This is a genomic window from Trichocoleus sp. Lan (assembly GCF_039961855.1).
GTDB lineage: Bacteria > Cyanobacteriota > Cyanobacteriia > Cyanobacteriales > FACHB-T130 > FACHB-T130.
The window spans coordinates 205,481-220,733 of the sequence record NZ_JAMPKA010000006.1 but is presented as its reverse complement, the minus strand read 5'-3'; the positions used below and the strand labels follow the sequence as shown (position 1 = coordinate 220,733).

The following is a 15,253-nucleotide window of genomic DNA, read 5'->3' as shown; positions in this document are numbered from 1 at the left end:
AGCTCCGTATACGGCATACCAACTCCCCAGTGTCTTGATGCTGATCTACTCCCTTATTGTGCAATCTCGATTATGAACTGGCACACTACTTGACCATTCATGCAGGAGGTCTAATGATTTGAGGAGCGATCGCCTTTGAAGTAGGTTGACCTAAAATCCTTTCGTTGCCACCTCAGCGTTATCAGGTTTAACACGGGCGTTGGTGCTGCTGGTTGTAGTTTTGGGGGCTGCCAGACTTACCGAACCGATTTCGATGGCAGTGTTAACGGGGATTGCCCTTAGGGTCGGGATTGATATTCTCGACTGGAGTTTCCCTGAAGCGATCGCACCAGCGATCCCTCAAGGGTTCCCCGATCATGTACGGGGTGTTGTTCTTGACAGTGTTTGTGGATCTGATCGTGGCAGTGGGTGTTGGTGTATTTATTGCCAATATCCTCACTATTGAACGGTTGAGCAATTTGCAATCCAAGGAAGTCAAGTTGATTACCGATACGGATGACGATGCGCGGTTGACCAATGAACAGAAGCAACTGCTGGATAAAGGCAACGGACGTGTCTTGCTGTTTTACCTGACTGGTCCAATGATTTTTGGCTTGTCGAAAGCGATCGCACGGGAACACAATGCCATGAAGGAAGCCGATGCGTTGGTGATGGATCTTAGCGATGTGCCCTTGCTAGGGGTAACGGCTTCGCTGGCGATTGAAAACGCGATTCGCGATGCCCACGATAAGGGGTTACAGGTTTACATAGTCGGTGCCAGCGAGAAAATTCAGCGCCGCTTGCAAAAGTTAGGACTGTTCGATCTAGTGACCCGAGAGCATATCTTAAGCGATCGCACTGAAGCCCTGCGTCAAGCGGTTGATCTGGTTTACCGCAAAGAGATAGTTGCCTAATTCACCTGTTTGGAGGTTTGATGAATCGAGGCGATCTAATGCGTCAGAAAACTAGCTGGCAATCAATTGCCTCTCATTCAAATAAGGTTTGATTCATTTTTACCACCAAAACCTAACCCATGTTTTTGAACCATACAATGACAGCTTTAAGTTCTGGGATGGCATCTCTGATTGCTCCCATGCCCTTGTTAGCAACGGTAGAGGCAGAAAATTCACCGATTGTTCTGGCTGGAGTTCTGCTGAGTTTAGTCGTGATTTATATCGCCAGTAAACTCGGCGCGGAACTCGCTAAACAATTTGATTTTCCACCCGTTCTGGGTGAACTGGTGGCAGGGGTGATTGTCGGGGTATCTGCTTTACACCTGATCGTCTTTCCCGAAAGTGGACTGTCAGCCTCAGATTCAGCGGTGATGACCGTGCTGCAATGGATTAATCATCTGTCTCCCGCAGCCCTCACGAGCGTATATGAGTCCCAGAGTGAAGTCATTTCAGTGCTAGCTGAATTGGGCGTGATTATTCTGCTATTTGAAATTGGTCTGGAATCGGATCTCAAACAACTCAAAGAAGTGGGTTCTCAAGCTGCGATAGTCGCCTGCGTGGGGGTGGCAGTTCCGTTTGCCGCTGGTACCGCTGGCTTGATGATGTTCTTTCACACACCTGCAATTCCAGCAATTTTTGCAGGCGCTGCTTTGACGGCAACCAGCATCGGAATTACGTCCAAAGTGTTGTCTGAGTTAGGACAGCTTAAATCCAAAGAAGGTCAAATCATTGTTGGTGCGGCGGTGATTGATGATGTCCTGGGAATCATTGTCTTGGCTGTTGTCGCCAGTTTAGCCAAAACGGGTGAGATTGATGTTGCTAATGTCATTTACCTGATTGTGAGTGCAACAGCGTTTCTGCTCGGTTCCATTTTGTTGGGTGGCATCTTCAACCAAACCTTCAATGTGATTGTGGAGAAATTCAAAACCCGTGGCAATGTGGTTATGCCAGCATTTATCTTTGCCTTTTTCATGGCATTTCTGGGCAGCGCGATTCATCTAGAAGCGATTTTGGGTGCTTTTGCCGCTGGCTTGGTTCTGGATGAAACTGATGCCCGTAATGAGTTAGATGAACTAGTAAAACCGATCGCCGATCTACTGGTACCCATCTTCTTTGTGACGGTGGGAGCGCGAGCCGATCTAGGCGTGTTGAATCCGACGGTGCCTGAGAATCGTGCCGGAATTTTGATTGCCGCATTTTTGATGGTAGTTGCCATTCTCGGCAAGGTAGTGACGGGTTGGGCGGTGTTTGGTCAGCCCGGAATTAATCGACTCGCGATCGGAGTTGGCATGATTCCACGGGGTGAAGTCGGGCTAGTGTTTGCCGGAATCGGTTCTGCGAGTGGGGTTCTGGATAAGCCGTTAGAGGTATCCATTATTATCATGGTGATTCTGACCACATTTCTGGCTCCACCGTTTCTGCGGAGCGCCTTTGGTGAGCCAGTCGAACCCCCAAGCAAGGGCGAACCTGCCAGTGAGCAATCAATTTTGGTGAGTGAATCTCAGCCTACGCCGTGAGGACGCTGGGGGCGATCGCTGTACCATGAACGCCACAGATCGCGATCGCCCCACTACTAGCCTCTGGCCTATTTCCTTACCCGTAATGTCACAGTTAATCAGCTAAATCGGGAAACACTTCGCGGACGGCAGGATGAACCAGGCGGTGATTCTGTACATTGATGCCCCTTGCTAAAGCCGGGTCGAGTTCTAGAGCTTTCATCCCCTGGTTCGCCAGCTTCAGGACGTAGGGTAAAGTGCTGTTGTTCAGTCCCTGAGTAGCTGTCCAGGGAACGGCTCCCGGCATATTCGGGACGCCGTAGTGGACGACGCCTTCCTCGATGTAGATAGGATTGGTGTGGGTCGTTGGTCGCACCGTCTCGACACAACCGCCTTGATCGACTGCCACATCGACAATTACCGAACCGGGATGCATTTTTTGTACCAACTTTCGAGGGACTAAGATAGGGGCGCGACGCCCTGGAACTAAAACCGCCCCCACAAGTAAATCGGCTTCCGAAACGACCGCTTCTACTTGCAGGGAGTTACTGTAGAGCAGCTCAACTCTGGAGCCAAAGAGGGTTTCCAGATACGCCAAACGCTCGACATTCACATCCAAAATCTGGACGCGGGCACCCAGTCCTACCGCCATTCGAGCCGCTTCGGTGCCAACGACACCGCCGCCTAAAATCACCACGTTACCCGGTCTGACACCGGGAATACCGCCCAGAAGAATCCCCCGACCTCCTTGATGGCGCTCCAAAAACTGTGCCCCGAACTGTACGGAGAGGCGACCGGCGATAATGCTCATGGGGGTGAGCAGGGGCAATTTTCTATCGGGGAGTTCTACCGTTTCGTAAGCGATCGCGCTGACGCCACAATCAATTAGATGCTCAGTCAACCCCCGATCGGCTGCCAAGTGTAAATAAGTAAACAGCATCTGCCCTTTCTGGAGAAACTGGTACTCAGGCTTGAGCGGTTCTTTCACCTTAACCACCAGTTCTCGGTTCCAAGCGTCCTTCGCTTCTAGGACAATTTTTGCCCCGGCAAGAATATAATCTTCATCAGAGAAGCCAGCACCATTACCAGCCGCGGATTCTACAAAAATCGCGTGACCGTTTTCACTGAGTACCCGGACGCTACTAGGACTTAACCCTACCCGAAATTCACGATCTTTGGTTTCCTTGGGAACGCCAATTTCCATTTATATACCTCAAATTGCTCGGCTATCTATTGAATTGACTATAGGTGCCACACCTGGTGACTTGTTGCATTGGGAGTTACCTCCCTGAAGGAGCGAGTGAGAAATTGGACTGACAACTTCTCAAGTAAAACGGTTTTTGGTTTGGGTAATTCGCGCATCGATCGGGAGGGGCAGCCGATCGGGAATGAGGTATCGAATGAGGTATCGATCGCTCCCCTCTCCCTTTACTCCTGAAGTCTCTTTATTCCTGAAACTCTCTCTCGCCCCTGATCCCCATCATTACTTATTTATTTAGGAGTCCCAAAAATTTTCGGATTACTTCACAAAAATGCTGCAACAATCAAGACGGCTACCTTATCCAAAGGATTTGGAAACACCAATATGACGATGCAAATTAGCGGACGGAATCAACTCAGGGGTAAAGTGACTGCGATTCAACTGGGTGATATCCTCGCCGAGGTGACAATTCAGGTGGGAGATAACTTAATTGATGCGGTGATTACTCGTCGTTCGGCAGAAAATCTGCAAATTTCAGTTGGCGATGAAGTGAGTGCCCTGATCAAGGCGACCGAAGTCATGGTGATCAAAGAGGTTGATTAGCAACTGTGTTTGCTTTGCTCTTGACTCAAGGCTTAGCACCTCTACAATAGAAGACAATCTATAACGAATTGTAAACCTCTGAAGGGGCAAGGATTGCCAAAGCCATGACACAACTTCAACCTACGACCACTCCTAAGCTGGAAGAACCCAAGTTAGGCTTCAATGATTACGCAGAGCGATTGAATGGTCGAGCCGCAATGATCGGCTTTTTGCTAATGGTGCTCATTGAATATGTCACGGGTCAAGGAGTGCTATCTTGGCTGGGCTTGCAATAAAAAAGCGCTCTTCTTTTGTCTAGTCCTTCGGAATCGGCAACCCGTACAGGCTTTCCTCGGTCTAGCACAACAAGTACAAGAATTTGTCTCAGGATACAGGATGTAGGGTTCTGCCCTTGCCGAAGGGTGGGATGAAGGATGAAGTTTAGAATCCAAAAATGATTCTGACTTCTGCCGCCTGACTCCTGACTCTTGAATGAGATAACCTGAAATTAGATTAAAGAATAACGGAATAGAGCAAGTCGTGATGAATGCTTTGTGGCCTAGATTTTTAAAGTCAGCCTATCGTAAAGAGCCAATTTCCAGCTTTGTGGTAATCGTTGGTGCTGTAGATGCAGTGATTGGCGGCGTAGATGAAAGCTGGGGTTTGTTTAGTTTCGGAGTGTTGACAGTAGGGGCAGCGATCGCTCTGCGTTGGTGGCAAACCCAGGGTAAAGAAGTCGAACCAATCCCCCAAACGGCAAAACACTTTCTTCCCCCCCCAACCTCTCGTCCTGTCCTGCCCATGCTGAGTAACTCCAAACACCATCCAAAACCGTAACCCTTTGGGTGGGAGCTTCCGAAAACCATGATTGGCACTTCTGTTTCAATTGAATGGCTTAAAATCGGTGAAGTTGCCGCTCGGAGTGGTCTGCCTGTCAAAACCATTCGCTATTACGAAGATATTGGTCTGTTAGCACCGACGGTGAAGCGGACACCTTCCGGCTATCGTCTTTTTAATCGTGAGATTGTTAATCGACTGGCATTCATCAAGCGATCGCAAGCACTCGGACTCACTCTCAGCGAGATTCAAGAAATTTTAACAGTTCACGATCGGGGGCAGTTACCCTGCGGTGCCTTGAAGCAGCTTCTGCACGCGAAAGTAGAGGCGATCGCAGAACAAATTGAATCGTTAGAAATCCTCAAGAGCGAACTAGAAGGGTTAATCTCTGGTTGGCAAGACCGACCGCCCGCTCACCACATCGATCATACTATCTGCCCCAATATTCAATCAGCACCATGAAACCTCCGGCTCGGAAGGCAAAAGTCAAAAGGCATTTATACAAAGAAAAAATTCTGAGTTTTGCATTTTTACCTTTTAGCTTTTATTGTTTCGCCCTTGCCAGTCAGCCTCTCCCAGCCGCCGCCAAAACAATAATCCAGGAAGCTGAAGCTGTTCCGTCTGCCCCAGCCCAAAACCTGCCTCCTGAAGCTTGGAGAAACGTTCAACTCCTCCGCACCCTCAAGGGTCACAACGCGACAATTGATTCCTTGACCTTCACCCCTGATGGAAAATTTCTCATCAGCGGGGGGAGCGACAATGACGGCAGAATAAAATTTTGGTGGGTGAGAAGTTGGAAAGAAGTGGGTAGCCTCAGGGCGCATAGTCAGGCAGTGATGACCCTTGCGATGAGTCCTAATTCAGAAATTCTGGCGAGTTGCAGCAATGACTCCTCGCTGAATTTATGGAATTGGAAGACTGGAAAATATACCCGGACTTTTCTGGATCATACGAGTAATATTCTGTCAGCGGCGATTACCTCGGATAGTGAAATGCTGGTGACGGGTGCTTTGGATGGGATTCGAGTCTGGAATTTGAGAACGCAGCGCCCGATTTACAACCTGGTGCGTTTCGATAACCAAACTTATGCAGTTGCCCCAAATCCCAATGGGGAGATTCTAGCAAGCGGCGGCAAAGATACTGCGATTAAGGTCTGGGATCTCCAGAATGGAAGATTTCTTGACTCATTGTCGGGACATAGCGGTGCAATCAGTACTTTAGCGTTCACGCCGGATGGAAGTACGCTGATCAGTGGCAGCTACGATCGCACCATCAAAGTTTGGGATTTTAATAGCGGACGATTGCTTTACACCCTTTCAGGGCATACAGGTTGGATTCGGGCGATCGCGATCGCTCCTTCTGGACAAGTTATGGCTACCGCGAGTCAGGATGGCGTCCGCTTGTGGAACTTGAGAACGGGCGAACTGATTGCTTTGCTGGTCGGACATTCCGATTGGGTGAAATCGGTTGCCTTTAGTCCTGATGGGCGAACTCTGGCGAGTGGGGGGTTTGACAGAACCATTAAAATTTGGCAAGTCGGCTCTGTTCCCTAAACATTCATTAAGTGTGCGATCGCGGCAACTTTTAGTTCGGTTTATGGGAAAACTAAGTTCAGTTCCATCTGAGACGAAGGAAGTAAACCAAAGTGTTGACTCACAATCGCGACAAAGGAAAGAGCCTAAACGGATACGAGTGGGCAGAGGCGGGTTTCTTCAATCTCTCGCTGGATCTGCTTTGTATCGCCGGACTTGATGGCTACTTCAAGCACCTGAACCCTGCCTGGGAAAAAACTCTGGGTTTTACGAAGGAAGAACTCTTAAGCCAATCGTTTATGGAGTTGGTTCACCCGGAAGATTGGGAAGCAACCATCACCGAAGCGCAGAAGCTTGCTACAGGCGCGGAAACAATCTCTTTTGAGAACCGCTACCGATGCAAAGACGGCTCCTATAAATGGCTATTATGGACTTCTGCTATCTCCACTGAAGAAGGTTTGCTGTATGCAGTGGCTCGTGACATTAGCGATCGCAAAGCGGCTGAAGAAAAACTCCTCAATTTAAGAGCTGTCTTGGAGAATGCCGTCGAAGGAATTTCCCGGCTAGACACTCAAGGGCGCTACGTTACCGTTAATAAAGCCTACGCCAATGCAGCGGGTTACGAACCTGAAGAAATGATTGGCATGGAATGGCAGCGAACGGTTCATCCGGAAGAGATCGACAAGCTGATCGCTGCCTACCACAAAATGTTGGTGGATGGCAAGGTAGAAGCTGAAACGAGAGGCATCCGTAAAGATGGCTCTATTTTTTATAAGCAAGTGGTGATGATCTGCGATTACGACCAAGAGCAGCGATTTATCGGTCATCACTGTTTTATGAAAGACATCACCGAACGTCACCGAACCGAACAAGAGCGATCGCAATTAGCTAATCACATCCAATTGCTGCTGCAATCGACCGGGGAAGGCATCTACGGCATAGATTTACAGGGACGTTGTACCTTCATCAACAAAGCGGCGGCTCAGATGCTGGGATACCAGCCGGATGAAGTGATGGGCAAGGATATGCACGAGTTAATCCATCACAGTCGCCCCGATGGCTCCTTCTATCCCAGTGTTGAGTCTCCGATTGTTTGTGCTGTTCGCAACAGGAACAGTTGCCGGATTGACAACGAAGTTCTATGGCGGCGGGATGGAGCTGCTTTTGCTGCCGAATATTCGGCTTATCCGATTTTTGAGGGTGAGGAAATCAAAGGGGCTGTTGTCACCTTCGTTGATATCAGCGATCGCAAGTTAGCAGAGTCAGCACTCAAACAGGCGAATGAAGCCCTCGAAATCCGAGTCGAGGAACGCACCGCCCAATTAAGGCATACCCTCCAGCAGCTAGAAGACGAAATAACTGAGCGCCAGCGGGCAGAGAAAGCTTTATACAAAGAAAGAGAATTCTTAAATGCATTGCTGAATAACTTGGCAGACGGCATTGTCGCTTGTGACGCCAATGGAGTTTTAACGCTATTTAATCGAGCGACACAAGAGTTTCATGGGTTGCCGGAACAAGCTCTTCCTGCCGAGCAATGGGCTGAACATTTCGATTTATATCTGCCTGATGGGAAAACACTGATGAAAACGGAAGATATTCCGTTGTTTAGAGCGTTTCGGGGAGAGACGGTTCGGGAAGTAGAAATGATCATCGCCCCGAAGCAAGGAAAAATCCGCACCTTACTAGCTAGCGGACAAGCGATCGTTGATGCTCAAGGAAAAAAACTAGGTGCAGTCGTGGCGATGCACGACATCACCGAGCGCAAGGAAGTAGAAGCGGCTTTACAACAGAGTGAGTTACGACTCAACAGTATTCTAAATTGCCTTAAAGATTTGGTGTGGTCTATTTCAGCCACCACCTATAAAACGCTGTTTATGAACCCAGTGGCTGAGAAGTTTTATGGGCGGTCTTACTCGGAGTTCTTCAACAACTCCAACCTCTGGCTGGAGGTTATTCATCCAGAAGATCGCGAACTCGCCCTTGCCTATAACCACAGGGTTATGCAAGAGGGCAATGGTGAACTGGAGTACCGAATTATCCGACCCGATGGCGAAGTGCGATGGGTTTACAGTCGAGCCTGGATGATTTATGACGAGCACGGTACTGCTACCCGCATGGATGGTCTGTCCACCGATATCACAGATCGCAAGCAAGCCGAGGCAGCTCTGAGCGAAAGCGAGTCGCGGCTCAACAGCATTCTAAATTCGCTGAAAGACGTGGTGTGGTCTGTTTCAGCCAGCACCTTTGAAGTGCTTTACCTCAACCCAGCTACCGAGAGTGTTTATCAACGCCCAAGACAAGATTTCTTTGACAACCCCCAAGTGTGGTTTGATAGCATTCACCCCGAAGATCGCGATCGCGCCTTTGAATACAACCGTCAGGTTATAGTCGAGGGCAGCGGTGACATAGAGTACCGAATTCTCCGACCCGATGGCGAAGTTCGTTGGGTTCGTGACAAGAGCCGGGTGATTTACGATGAAACCGGGAAAGCTATTCGTATAGATGGTTTATCTTCTGACATTACCGAGCGCAAACAGGCAGAAAAAGCTCAGGCAAGACTGACCGCAATCTTAGAAGCAACACCTGACTTCGTAGGCATCGCCAATGCAGAAGGACGCGCCTTATACGTCAACAAGGCCGGTCGCCAAATGATAGGAATTGGCGAGAATGAGGATATTACAACGATGTATATCCCCGATTTTATGGCAGCTTCAGTCATCGACGGGATTCTGAACGAAGGGTGGCAGGCTGTTGTCAGAGAAGGTATTTGGAGTGGCGAATCAGCGTTGCAGCACCGGGATGGCAGAGAGGTTCCTATCTCCCAGGTATGGATGAGCCATAAATTAGAAAATGGGGAGGTTGAATTTTTCTCTACGATCGCCCGCGATATCACTCCTGCTAAGCGGGCAGAGGAAGCCATCCGCCAAAGCGAAACTAGACTTGCAGAAGCTCAAAAAATTGCCCATATCGGCAGTTGGGAATTCGATCTGGCGACTGGAGAAATCGCTTGGTCGGAGGAACTATTCCGCGTGTGGGGTATGGAGCCGAACCAACCCGTACCGACTTACGAAGAGTTGGTGCAAAAAATTTATCCGGATGACCGGGAAGTTTTTGTAAAAGCAGTTGAGCTAGCAATTACTGAAGGCAAGCCCTACGAATTCGACAATCGCACTTTGCGCCCTGATGGTTCGATTGGATATATGTTCTCCAAAGGGCAACCGATTATCAACTCTGAGGGTCGGGTCATCAAGCTATTTGGAACAGGACTAGACATCACCCAGCGCAAGCAACAAGAAGAAGCCCTACGACAAAGCGAAGAACTATACCGCGCCCTTGCCCGAAATTTCCCCGACGGTTCGGTGGCTTTATTTGATAAGGACTTGCGCTACCTGCTGGCAGATGGAAGCGAATTAGCCGCCATCGGGCTTTCCAAAGAACTTATGGAAGGAAAAACCCTATGGGAGGTTTTTCCTCCAGACACCTGCGAAACTGTGGAACCGATGTATCAAGCAGCATTAGCTGGTGCCATGACGGTTTCTGAAATCCCCTATGGCGATCGCACCTATCTGTTGCAAATTCTGCCCGTCACCAACCAGCAGGGAGAAATCTTTGCGGGGATGACGTTGACGCAAAATATCAGCGATCGCAAACAGGCAGAGGAGGCGTTGCGGCAGCGGGAAGAACAATTGCGCCAGATTCTTCAGAATATGCCAGTTATGATGACTGCCTTCGATGCAGACGGAAACATCACTGTCTGGAACCGCGAGTGCGAAAGGGTTGCAGGCTACAGTGCTGCGGAAATTGTTGGCAATCCCAAAGCACTGGAGTGGGTGTATCCAGATCCCGCCTATCGCACATCAATGCTGACCATCTGGGCTGAACTTGGCAATAACTACCGTAACTGGGAATGGGAAATCACAGCTAAAGATGGAAGTGTCAAAACAGTAGCATGGTCGAATATCTCCGAGGGATTCCCCATTCCCGGCTGGACCACTTGGGGCATTGGTGTGGACGTAACCGAACGCAAAGCCGCTGAAGAAGCTCTAGCAGAGAAAGCTTGCTTAGCCGCGTTTCGTGCGGATGTAGACACTGCGCTGACTCAGGGCGATCGCTTGCAGGTGATACTGCAACGCTGCACCGAGGCTGTAGTCCAACATCTCGATGCCGCGTTTGCAAGGCTATGGACGCTTAACAGAGAGGAGAATGTATTGGAGTTGCAAGCGAGTGCGGGGATGTATACCCACCTTAATGGCTCTCATAGCCGCGTACCCGTTGGTCAATTCAAGATCGGCCTAATTGCCCAAGAGTGCCAGCCCCACCTGACCAACTCTGTGATTGACGATCCTCGTGTTGCTGATAAAGATTGGGCAAAAAGAGAGGGCTTGATCTCCTTCGCTGGTTATCCCCTGATTATCGAAAACCAGATATTAGGGGTTATCGCCATGTTTGCCCGGAAACCGCTTACCGAAGCTACGCTGGGGGCGCTAGAATTTGCAGCGGACGAGATTGCATTAGGTGTTAAGCGCCTACAGGCAGAGGAGGCGTTGCGACACTCGGAAGCACGATTTAGACAACTCGCTCAACGCGAGGCACTGCTCAACCGTTTGTCCAGCGATATCAGGAACTCCCTTGATGTCAGTACCATATTAGGAACGGCTGTGCAGGAGATCCGCAATTTGTTGCAGATTGACCGATGCCTGTTTCTTTGGTATCGACCATCAGCAGAACAACCAGTCTGGGAAGTGGTAAAAGAAGCGAAGATACCTACCCTGCCTAGCTTGCTGGGTCAATACCCAGCCCCAGCAAGTTCGCTAACTCAGAAGTTCACCAACTTGGAAATCCTCCAAGTTGACGATCTTGCAAACGCCAGCGATCCAGCCGAACAGGAACTCTATAGTGCTTCGGGCTACAATGCTATCCTATCGCTGCCAATTCAAGCTCCTTCTGGTGAGATTGGTGTGGTCAGTTGCATCCATCATCGTGGTTCTCGGTCTTGGAGTGGCTCGGAGGTGGAACTGCTGCAAGCGGTAACTGACCAACTCGCGATCGCGCTTTTCCAAGCCGAACTCTACACGCAAGCTCAAGACTCTGCACAGCAAGCTCAAGAAAAAGCTCACCAGCTACAGCAAACTTTGCACCAGTTGCAACAAACTCAAAGTCATCTGATTCAAAGTGAAAAAATGTCCAGCCTCGGTCAGATGGTTGCTGGTGTTGCTCACGAAATCAACAATCCTGTCAACTTCATCCACGGCAACCTCACCCACGCAAATCAATACAGCCAAGATTTACTGAATCTCCTCCAGCTTTACAAGCAGCACTATCCCAATCCAGTTCCGGAAATTCAAGATGAAATCGAGGCGATTGACCTTGATTTTGTGGTAGAAGACCTCCCGAAAATCCTGGGTTCGATGAAGATGGGGACTGACCGCATCCGTCAGATTGTTCTATCGCTGCGGAATTTCTCGCGCTTGGATGAAGCCGCCATGAAGGCAGTGGATATTCATGAAGGGATTGATAGCACCCTCCTGATCTTGCAAAATCGACTGAGAGCCGCCCCCAACTATCCCAGCATTGAAATTGTTAAAGAGTATGGCAATCTACCGCTGGTGGAATGCTACGCGGGACAGCTCAATCAAGTGTTTATGAACCTGCTCAACAATGGGATTGATGCCCTAGAAACGCAGCCCGAACCGAGAATCATTACCATTCGGACTGAAGTGGGACGTGGGAAATCCCTTCCTGACCCTTATGTTTTGATTCGGATTGCTGATAACGGCCCAGGGATGACCGAGCCAGTAAAAGCTCGCCTATTTGATCCCTTCTTTACGACTAAACCTGTAGGGAAAGGTACAGGTCTGGGATTATCCATCAGTTATCAAATTGTGGTGGAAAAGCACGGTGGCACTTTAAAATGTGTCTCCAAACCAGGACAAGGAGCGGAGTTTTGGATTGAGATTCCCATTTCTCAAGGTCTAACTTAACTGGAATTATGCATAAAAAAAGAGAGGGAAGATTAACTTCCCTCTCCTCGAATCTTGACGATTTTCAGATGCGCCCTGGTCTTTTAGCTTCTTCCGCAACATCTTCTGTTGCTTTCTAATCTGTCTTGCCCTGGCGGAGCCACCTTTCCCTTTGTCGTTTCGTCCCTCTCGGCGGGGAGATTCCCACCGCTTGAGTCGTTGAGTCATGGTCGTTCTCTTGTGTAAAGAGTGGGCAGGGAGAGAATCGAACTCTCACGATCTCACGATCGTCAGATTTTGAGTCTGATGCGTCTACCAATTTCGCCACCCGCCCTTGGGTTTAGCTTCACTATTATAGCCTATCGAATGCTGTTGTAGCAAGGCTTGATATTCTTGACTGCTAGCCCAACGGTCAATTTCCCGCGCCCGCAGGACGGGTACTGGGTGGCTGAGTTGGGCTGTCTGCGCTTGTTTGAGCATTTCACCCAGCTGATTTTTACTGATATCGTCGTAAGCTCTGGCTTGATCTAAAAAGGCTTCCAGATTCAGCTGCGGCGCAAGAATGGGTGAACCTCCAGCCAGTTTCATTAAGACGGAACTGACGACTTTAGAGTCTTGAGTGGCGAGAAGTGCAGCGCGATCGCAAGTAAATTCTGCACATCGCAGCCACTGTAGCATCTGTCCCCTCAAAGTTTCAGCGATCGCTGCACCCCAAGTCGGAATTAATCCTGCTGCTAACACCATAATATTGACGGGTGTTAGGTACACTCCATGCTCGCATTTTAGGTGTCCCAGTTCGTGGGCGATGACTGCCTGAATCTCTTCGGGTGTCAGCAAATCGATTAAAGAGGTGTGCAACACAATAAATGGCTGCTTTCCTCGCATGGCAAAGGTGTAGGCGTTTGGCGTGGGTGAGGAACGGACATACAGTTGCGGGGGTTCCAAATCTAATATTTGGCACGCTTCTAACAGCAGTTGATGCAGATGAGGCAGTTGTTGTTCGCCTACGAGGACGCCCGCCGCTATATTTTCCAAATAAAAAAACTGTTCTGCGAGGGGACCAAGCAGATTTCTGACCAGGATATCCATTCCCGGCAGTTGTTTTAAGGCGTTAGTCGCTTCTAAATCTAAGGGATGGCGAAATTTATCTGCCGAGAGACCAATTAAGGGTGTCCTTGAAGGCAACATGGAGGAAATCTCAAAAAAAAGAACTAAGACAAAAAAATTGATTGATGCGGTGCTAATCTCAGGCCGATCGTGAGATTAGATATCCCAAATTAGTATAGCGAGGGCGCTTTGTTTTTGTTTCTAAACGGCGCACCTAACTATGTTTTATTAATGCGATTTACAAAACATTGTACCTATTTTATCTTCCTCTTCGTCCACAACTGGTATACTTTTATAATGGAACGGTTTTGCTTTTTTTATAACTGCTAATATTCCATTATTTAAAACATATTATTCATATTTAATTAAATAATTATATCCTGAAAAGCCCTAACTTCTTCAATATCTTACTTTCAAAGTTAGGGATTCTGAGGACAATTTCCAATTAGGTAAACAACCAGTTTTTTACCCGATTTAAACCCTTCCAGTCGGGTTTTCTCGCTAATCCATCCTCAATACTTTCTTGGATATCGGGGCGTAATTCTGGATTAATCGCCAGAGAGCGCTGAGCTTCTTCAATGTGTTGCCGGACGCCGGTTTTCCCTTCTTCAAGCATTGCCAGAACTAGGTTAATGTGAGCCTGGGGATCTTGGGGATTTAACTTAACAGCTTTTTGAGCGGCTTTGTAGGCCAGAGTGGCTTGATCGTCCAACAGATACAGCCACGACAGGCAAATCCAGGCAGCAGTGAGTTTGGGGGCGCGATCGCAAATATCCTTGAAAACAGGAAGCAAAGTATCCGGGCCTTCTCCCGCTTTATAGCGTTCTAGGCCATTGTCAAAAAGGTCGTTAATTGGCTCGGTCATTTCTGAAAGATGAAAGATGTTAGCGATCGCGTAGCGGATGGCGGGCTAGATAGCGACGCTCTCTTCGCCGGATGCGTTATTTTACGGGGCAATGGGAGGTTGAATCCACCCTTATCTGGAAAGCAGGCGGGATACCTGCTTTCCAATCAGAAGTTTTTACAAACTGTACGCCAAGCTTGAACTTAGACACCAAATGCAAATGACTTAGACTCCAAATGACTTACCGCAGCCACAGCTTTGAGCAGCATTGGGGTTTGTAAATTGGAAGCCACCGCCAATCATGGCATCGCTATAGTCCAGCATCAGACCATAGAGGTATAGCATACTCTTGGGATCGCAGACAATTTTGAAGCCATCGTAGTCGTAGACTTCATCGTTTTCCCGAATTTGACTAGGCTCTTCAAAATCCATCATGTACGACATTCCAGAGCAGCCACCTTGGCGGACGCCAACTCGCAGGCATAGATCCTTGCCTTGTTTCTCCCGCAGAGAGAGAACGTGTTTGAGGGCAGATTCGCTTAACTGGATGCCGCGTTTTTGCGATTGAGTAGCTTGTGTCATGGCGCTCTCGACTCCTAATTTGGTGTTTTATCTAGACGACTTGAGGAAGCCAGTCCACTAGGTCAATTTTATCGAAGATTCTTAACTTAACCGCAGACCGGCGAAGCGAAAAGCTTTTTATTATTTATGTTAACGATTAGGCGTTGGGGTTAGATAGAGCGATCGCGCAAGGATTGTATT

The 15,253-nt window shown here is 48.8% G+C and carries 14 protein-coding genes, 1 tRNA gene and 1 pseudogene; 10 read left to right on the top strand and 6 right to left on the bottom strand.

Translation table 11 applies throughout. From position 1 onward, the window contains the following. Positions 1–166: 166 nt before the first annotated feature. From NDA03_RS08115 to NDA03_RS08105, 3 genes and pseudogenes are all read left to right on the top strand, one after another. Positions 167–893: pseudogene (locus NDA03_RS08115) on the top strand (STAS domain-containing protein); the annotation flags it as partial. A 119-nt stretch (positions 894–1,012) separates the two neighbouring features. Continuing rightward, complete coding sequence (locus tag NDA03_RS08110) at positions 1,013–2,449, top strand: cation:proton antiporter (RefSeq protein WP_348237769.1); 1,437 nt, start codon at positions 1,013–1,015, stop codon at positions 2,447–2,449. Beyond that, positions 2,427–2,555 carry a hypothetical protein gene (locus NDA03_RS08105; protein WP_277877502.1) on the top strand — a complete coding sequence of 43 codons (129 nt, stop codon included), beginning with the start codon at positions 2,427–2,429 and terminating at the stop codon, positions 2,553–2,555. Before NDA03_RS08110 ends, NDA03_RS08105 begins: the two co-directional genes overlap by 23 nt. On the opposite strand, the gene ald is transcribed toward NDA03_RS08105, so the two are convergent. Continuing rightward, positions 2,544–3,632 carry an alanine dehydrogenase gene (gene ald / locus NDA03_RS08100; protein ID WP_190689918.1) on the bottom strand — a complete coding sequence of 363 codons (1,089 nt, stop codon included), beginning with the start codon at positions 3,630–3,632 and terminating at the stop codon, positions 2,544–2,546. The two genes, NDA03_RS08105 and ald, sit on opposite strands and share 12 nt — an antisense overlap. Before the next feature lie 381 nt (positions 3,633–4,013). Between ald and NDA03_RS08095 the strand changes: the two genes are divergently transcribed. The 6 genes from NDA03_RS08095 (at position 4,014) to NDA03_RS08070 (ending at position 12,561) form a co-directional block, all read left to right on the top strand. After that, on the top strand, positions 4,014–4,232 hold the full coding sequence (locus NDA03_RS08095; protein ID WP_190410950.1) for a TOBE domain-containing protein: 219 nt from the start codon (positions 4,014–4,016) through the stop codon (positions 4,230–4,232). Between the two features lie 104 nt (positions 4,233–4,336). Beyond that, positions 4,337–4,507 (top strand): hypothetical protein, encoded by a 171-nt coding sequence (locus tag NDA03_RS08090; RefSeq protein ID WP_190410951.1) that lies wholly within the window; start codon positions 4,337–4,339, stop codon positions 4,505–4,507. Positions 4,508–4,754: 247 nt separating this feature from the next. After that, positions 4,755–5,048: a hypothetical protein gene (locus tag NDA03_RS08085; RefSeq protein ID WP_190410952.1), complete on the top strand. Its 294-nt coding sequence runs from the start codon at positions 4,755–4,757 to the stop codon at positions 5,046–5,048. A gap of 27 nt (positions 5,049–5,075) precedes the next feature. Further along, entirely contained in the window at positions 5,076–5,510 is a 435-nt protein-coding gene (locus NDA03_RS08080) for a heavy metal-responsive transcriptional regulator (protein ID WP_190410953.1), read from the top strand. Continuing rightward, complete coding sequence (locus NDA03_RS08075; RefSeq protein WP_190410954.1) at positions 5,507–6,601, top strand: WD40 repeat domain-containing protein; 1,095 nt, start codon at positions 5,507–5,509, stop codon at positions 6,599–6,601. The genes NDA03_RS08080 and NDA03_RS08075 overlap by 4 nt, the downstream gene beginning before the upstream one ends. A 92-nt stretch (positions 6,602–6,693) precedes the next feature. Continuing rightward, positions 6,694–12,561 carry a PAS domain S-box protein gene (locus NDA03_RS08070; RefSeq protein WP_348237768.1) on the top strand — a complete coding sequence of 1,956 codons (5,868 nt, stop codon included), beginning with the start codon at positions 6,694–6,696 and terminating at the stop codon, positions 12,559–12,561. A 6-nt stretch (positions 12,562–12,567) separates the two neighbouring features. Here NDA03_RS08070 and NDA03_RS08065 read toward each other — a convergent pair whose 3' ends face one another. The 4 genes from NDA03_RS08065 to NDA03_RS08050 all read right to left on the bottom strand — a co-directional run bounded on the left by NDA03_RS08065 (position 12,568) and on the right by NDA03_RS08050 (position 14,512). Continuing rightward, on the bottom strand, positions 12,568–12,768 hold the full coding sequence (locus tag NDA03_RS08065; RefSeq protein WP_190410956.1) for a hypothetical protein: 201 nt from the start codon (positions 12,766–12,768) through the stop codon (positions 12,568–12,570). 22 nt (positions 12,769–12,790) lie between these two features. Beyond that, positions 12,791–12,874: transfer RNA gene (locus NDA03_RS08060), tRNA-Leu, on the bottom strand. Beyond that, positions 12,853–13,728: a M48 family metallopeptidase gene (locus tag NDA03_RS08055; RefSeq protein ID WP_348237767.1), complete on the bottom strand. Its 876-nt coding sequence runs from the start codon at positions 13,726–13,728 to the stop codon at positions 12,853–12,855. The genes NDA03_RS08060 and NDA03_RS08055 overlap by 22 nt, the downstream gene beginning before the upstream one ends. Positions 13,729–14,092: 364 nt before the next feature. Next, a complete protein-coding gene (locus NDA03_RS08050; RefSeq protein ID WP_190410958.1) occupies positions 14,093–14,512 on the bottom strand; it encodes a hypothetical protein in 420 nt (139 codons plus the stop codon). Between the two features lie 9 nt (positions 14,513–14,521). On the opposite strand from NDA03_RS08050, the gene NDA03_RS08045 reads away from it, so the two are divergent. Continuing rightward, on the top strand, positions 14,522–14,692 hold the full coding sequence (locus NDA03_RS08045; protein WP_190426628.1) for a hypothetical protein: 171 nt from the start codon (positions 14,522–14,524) through the stop codon (positions 14,690–14,692). Positions 14,693–14,716: 24 nt separating this feature from the next. On the opposite strand, the gene NDA03_RS08040 is transcribed toward NDA03_RS08045, so the two are convergent. Further along, complete coding sequence (locus NDA03_RS08040; RefSeq protein ID WP_190426631.1) at positions 14,717–15,073, bottom strand: iron-sulfur cluster assembly accessory protein; 357 nt, start codon at positions 15,071–15,073, stop codon at positions 14,717–14,719. Positions 15,074–15,253: the final 180 nt, after the last annotated feature.

Bases quoted from the DNA above. Each gene is read 5' to 3' on its own strand.
- NDA03_RS08110 (WP_348237769.1), top strand. From the start codon at position 1,013: ATGTTTTTGAACCATACAATGACAGCTTTAAGTTCTGGGATGGCATCT.
- ald (WP_190689918.1), bottom strand. From the start codon at position 3,632: ATGGAAATTGGCGTTCCCAAGGAAACCAAAGATCGTGAATTTCGGGTA.
- NDA03_RS08095 (WP_190410950.1), top strand. From the start codon at position 4,014: ATGACGATGCAAATTAGCGGACGGAATCAACTCAGGGGTAAAGTGACT.
- NDA03_RS08090 (WP_190410951.1), top strand. From the start codon at position 4,337: ATGACACAACTTCAACCTACGACCACTCCTAAGCTGGAAGAACCCAAG.
- NDA03_RS08085 (WP_190410952.1), top strand. From the start codon at position 4,755: ATGAATGCTTTGTGGCCTAGATTTTTAAAGTCAGCCTATCGTAAAGAG.
- NDA03_RS08080 (WP_190410953.1), top strand. From the start codon at position 5,076: ATGATTGGCACTTCTGTTTCAATTGAATGGCTTAAAATCGGTGAAGTT.
- NDA03_RS08075 (WP_190410954.1), top strand. From the start codon at position 5,507: ATGAAACCTCCGGCTCGGAAGGCAAAAGTCAAAAGGCATTTATACAAA.
- NDA03_RS08065 (WP_190410956.1), bottom strand. From the start codon at position 12,768: ATGACTCAACGACTCAAGCGGTGGGAATCTCCCCGCCGAGAGGGACGA.
- NDA03_RS08055 (WP_348237767.1), bottom strand. From the start codon at position 13,728: ATGTTGCCTTCAAGGACACCCTTAATTGGTCTCTCGGCAGATAAATTT.
- NDA03_RS08050 (WP_190410958.1), bottom strand. From the start codon at position 14,512: ATGACCGAGCCAATTAACGACCTTTTTGACAATGGCCTAGAACGCTAT.
- NDA03_RS08045 (WP_190426628.1), top strand. From the start codon at position 14,522: ATGAAAGATGTTAGCGATCGCGTAGCGGATGGCGGGCTAGATAGCGAC.
- NDA03_RS08040 (WP_190426631.1), bottom strand. From the start codon at position 15,073: ATGACACAAGCTACTCAATCGCAAAAACGCGGCATCCAGTTAAGCGAA.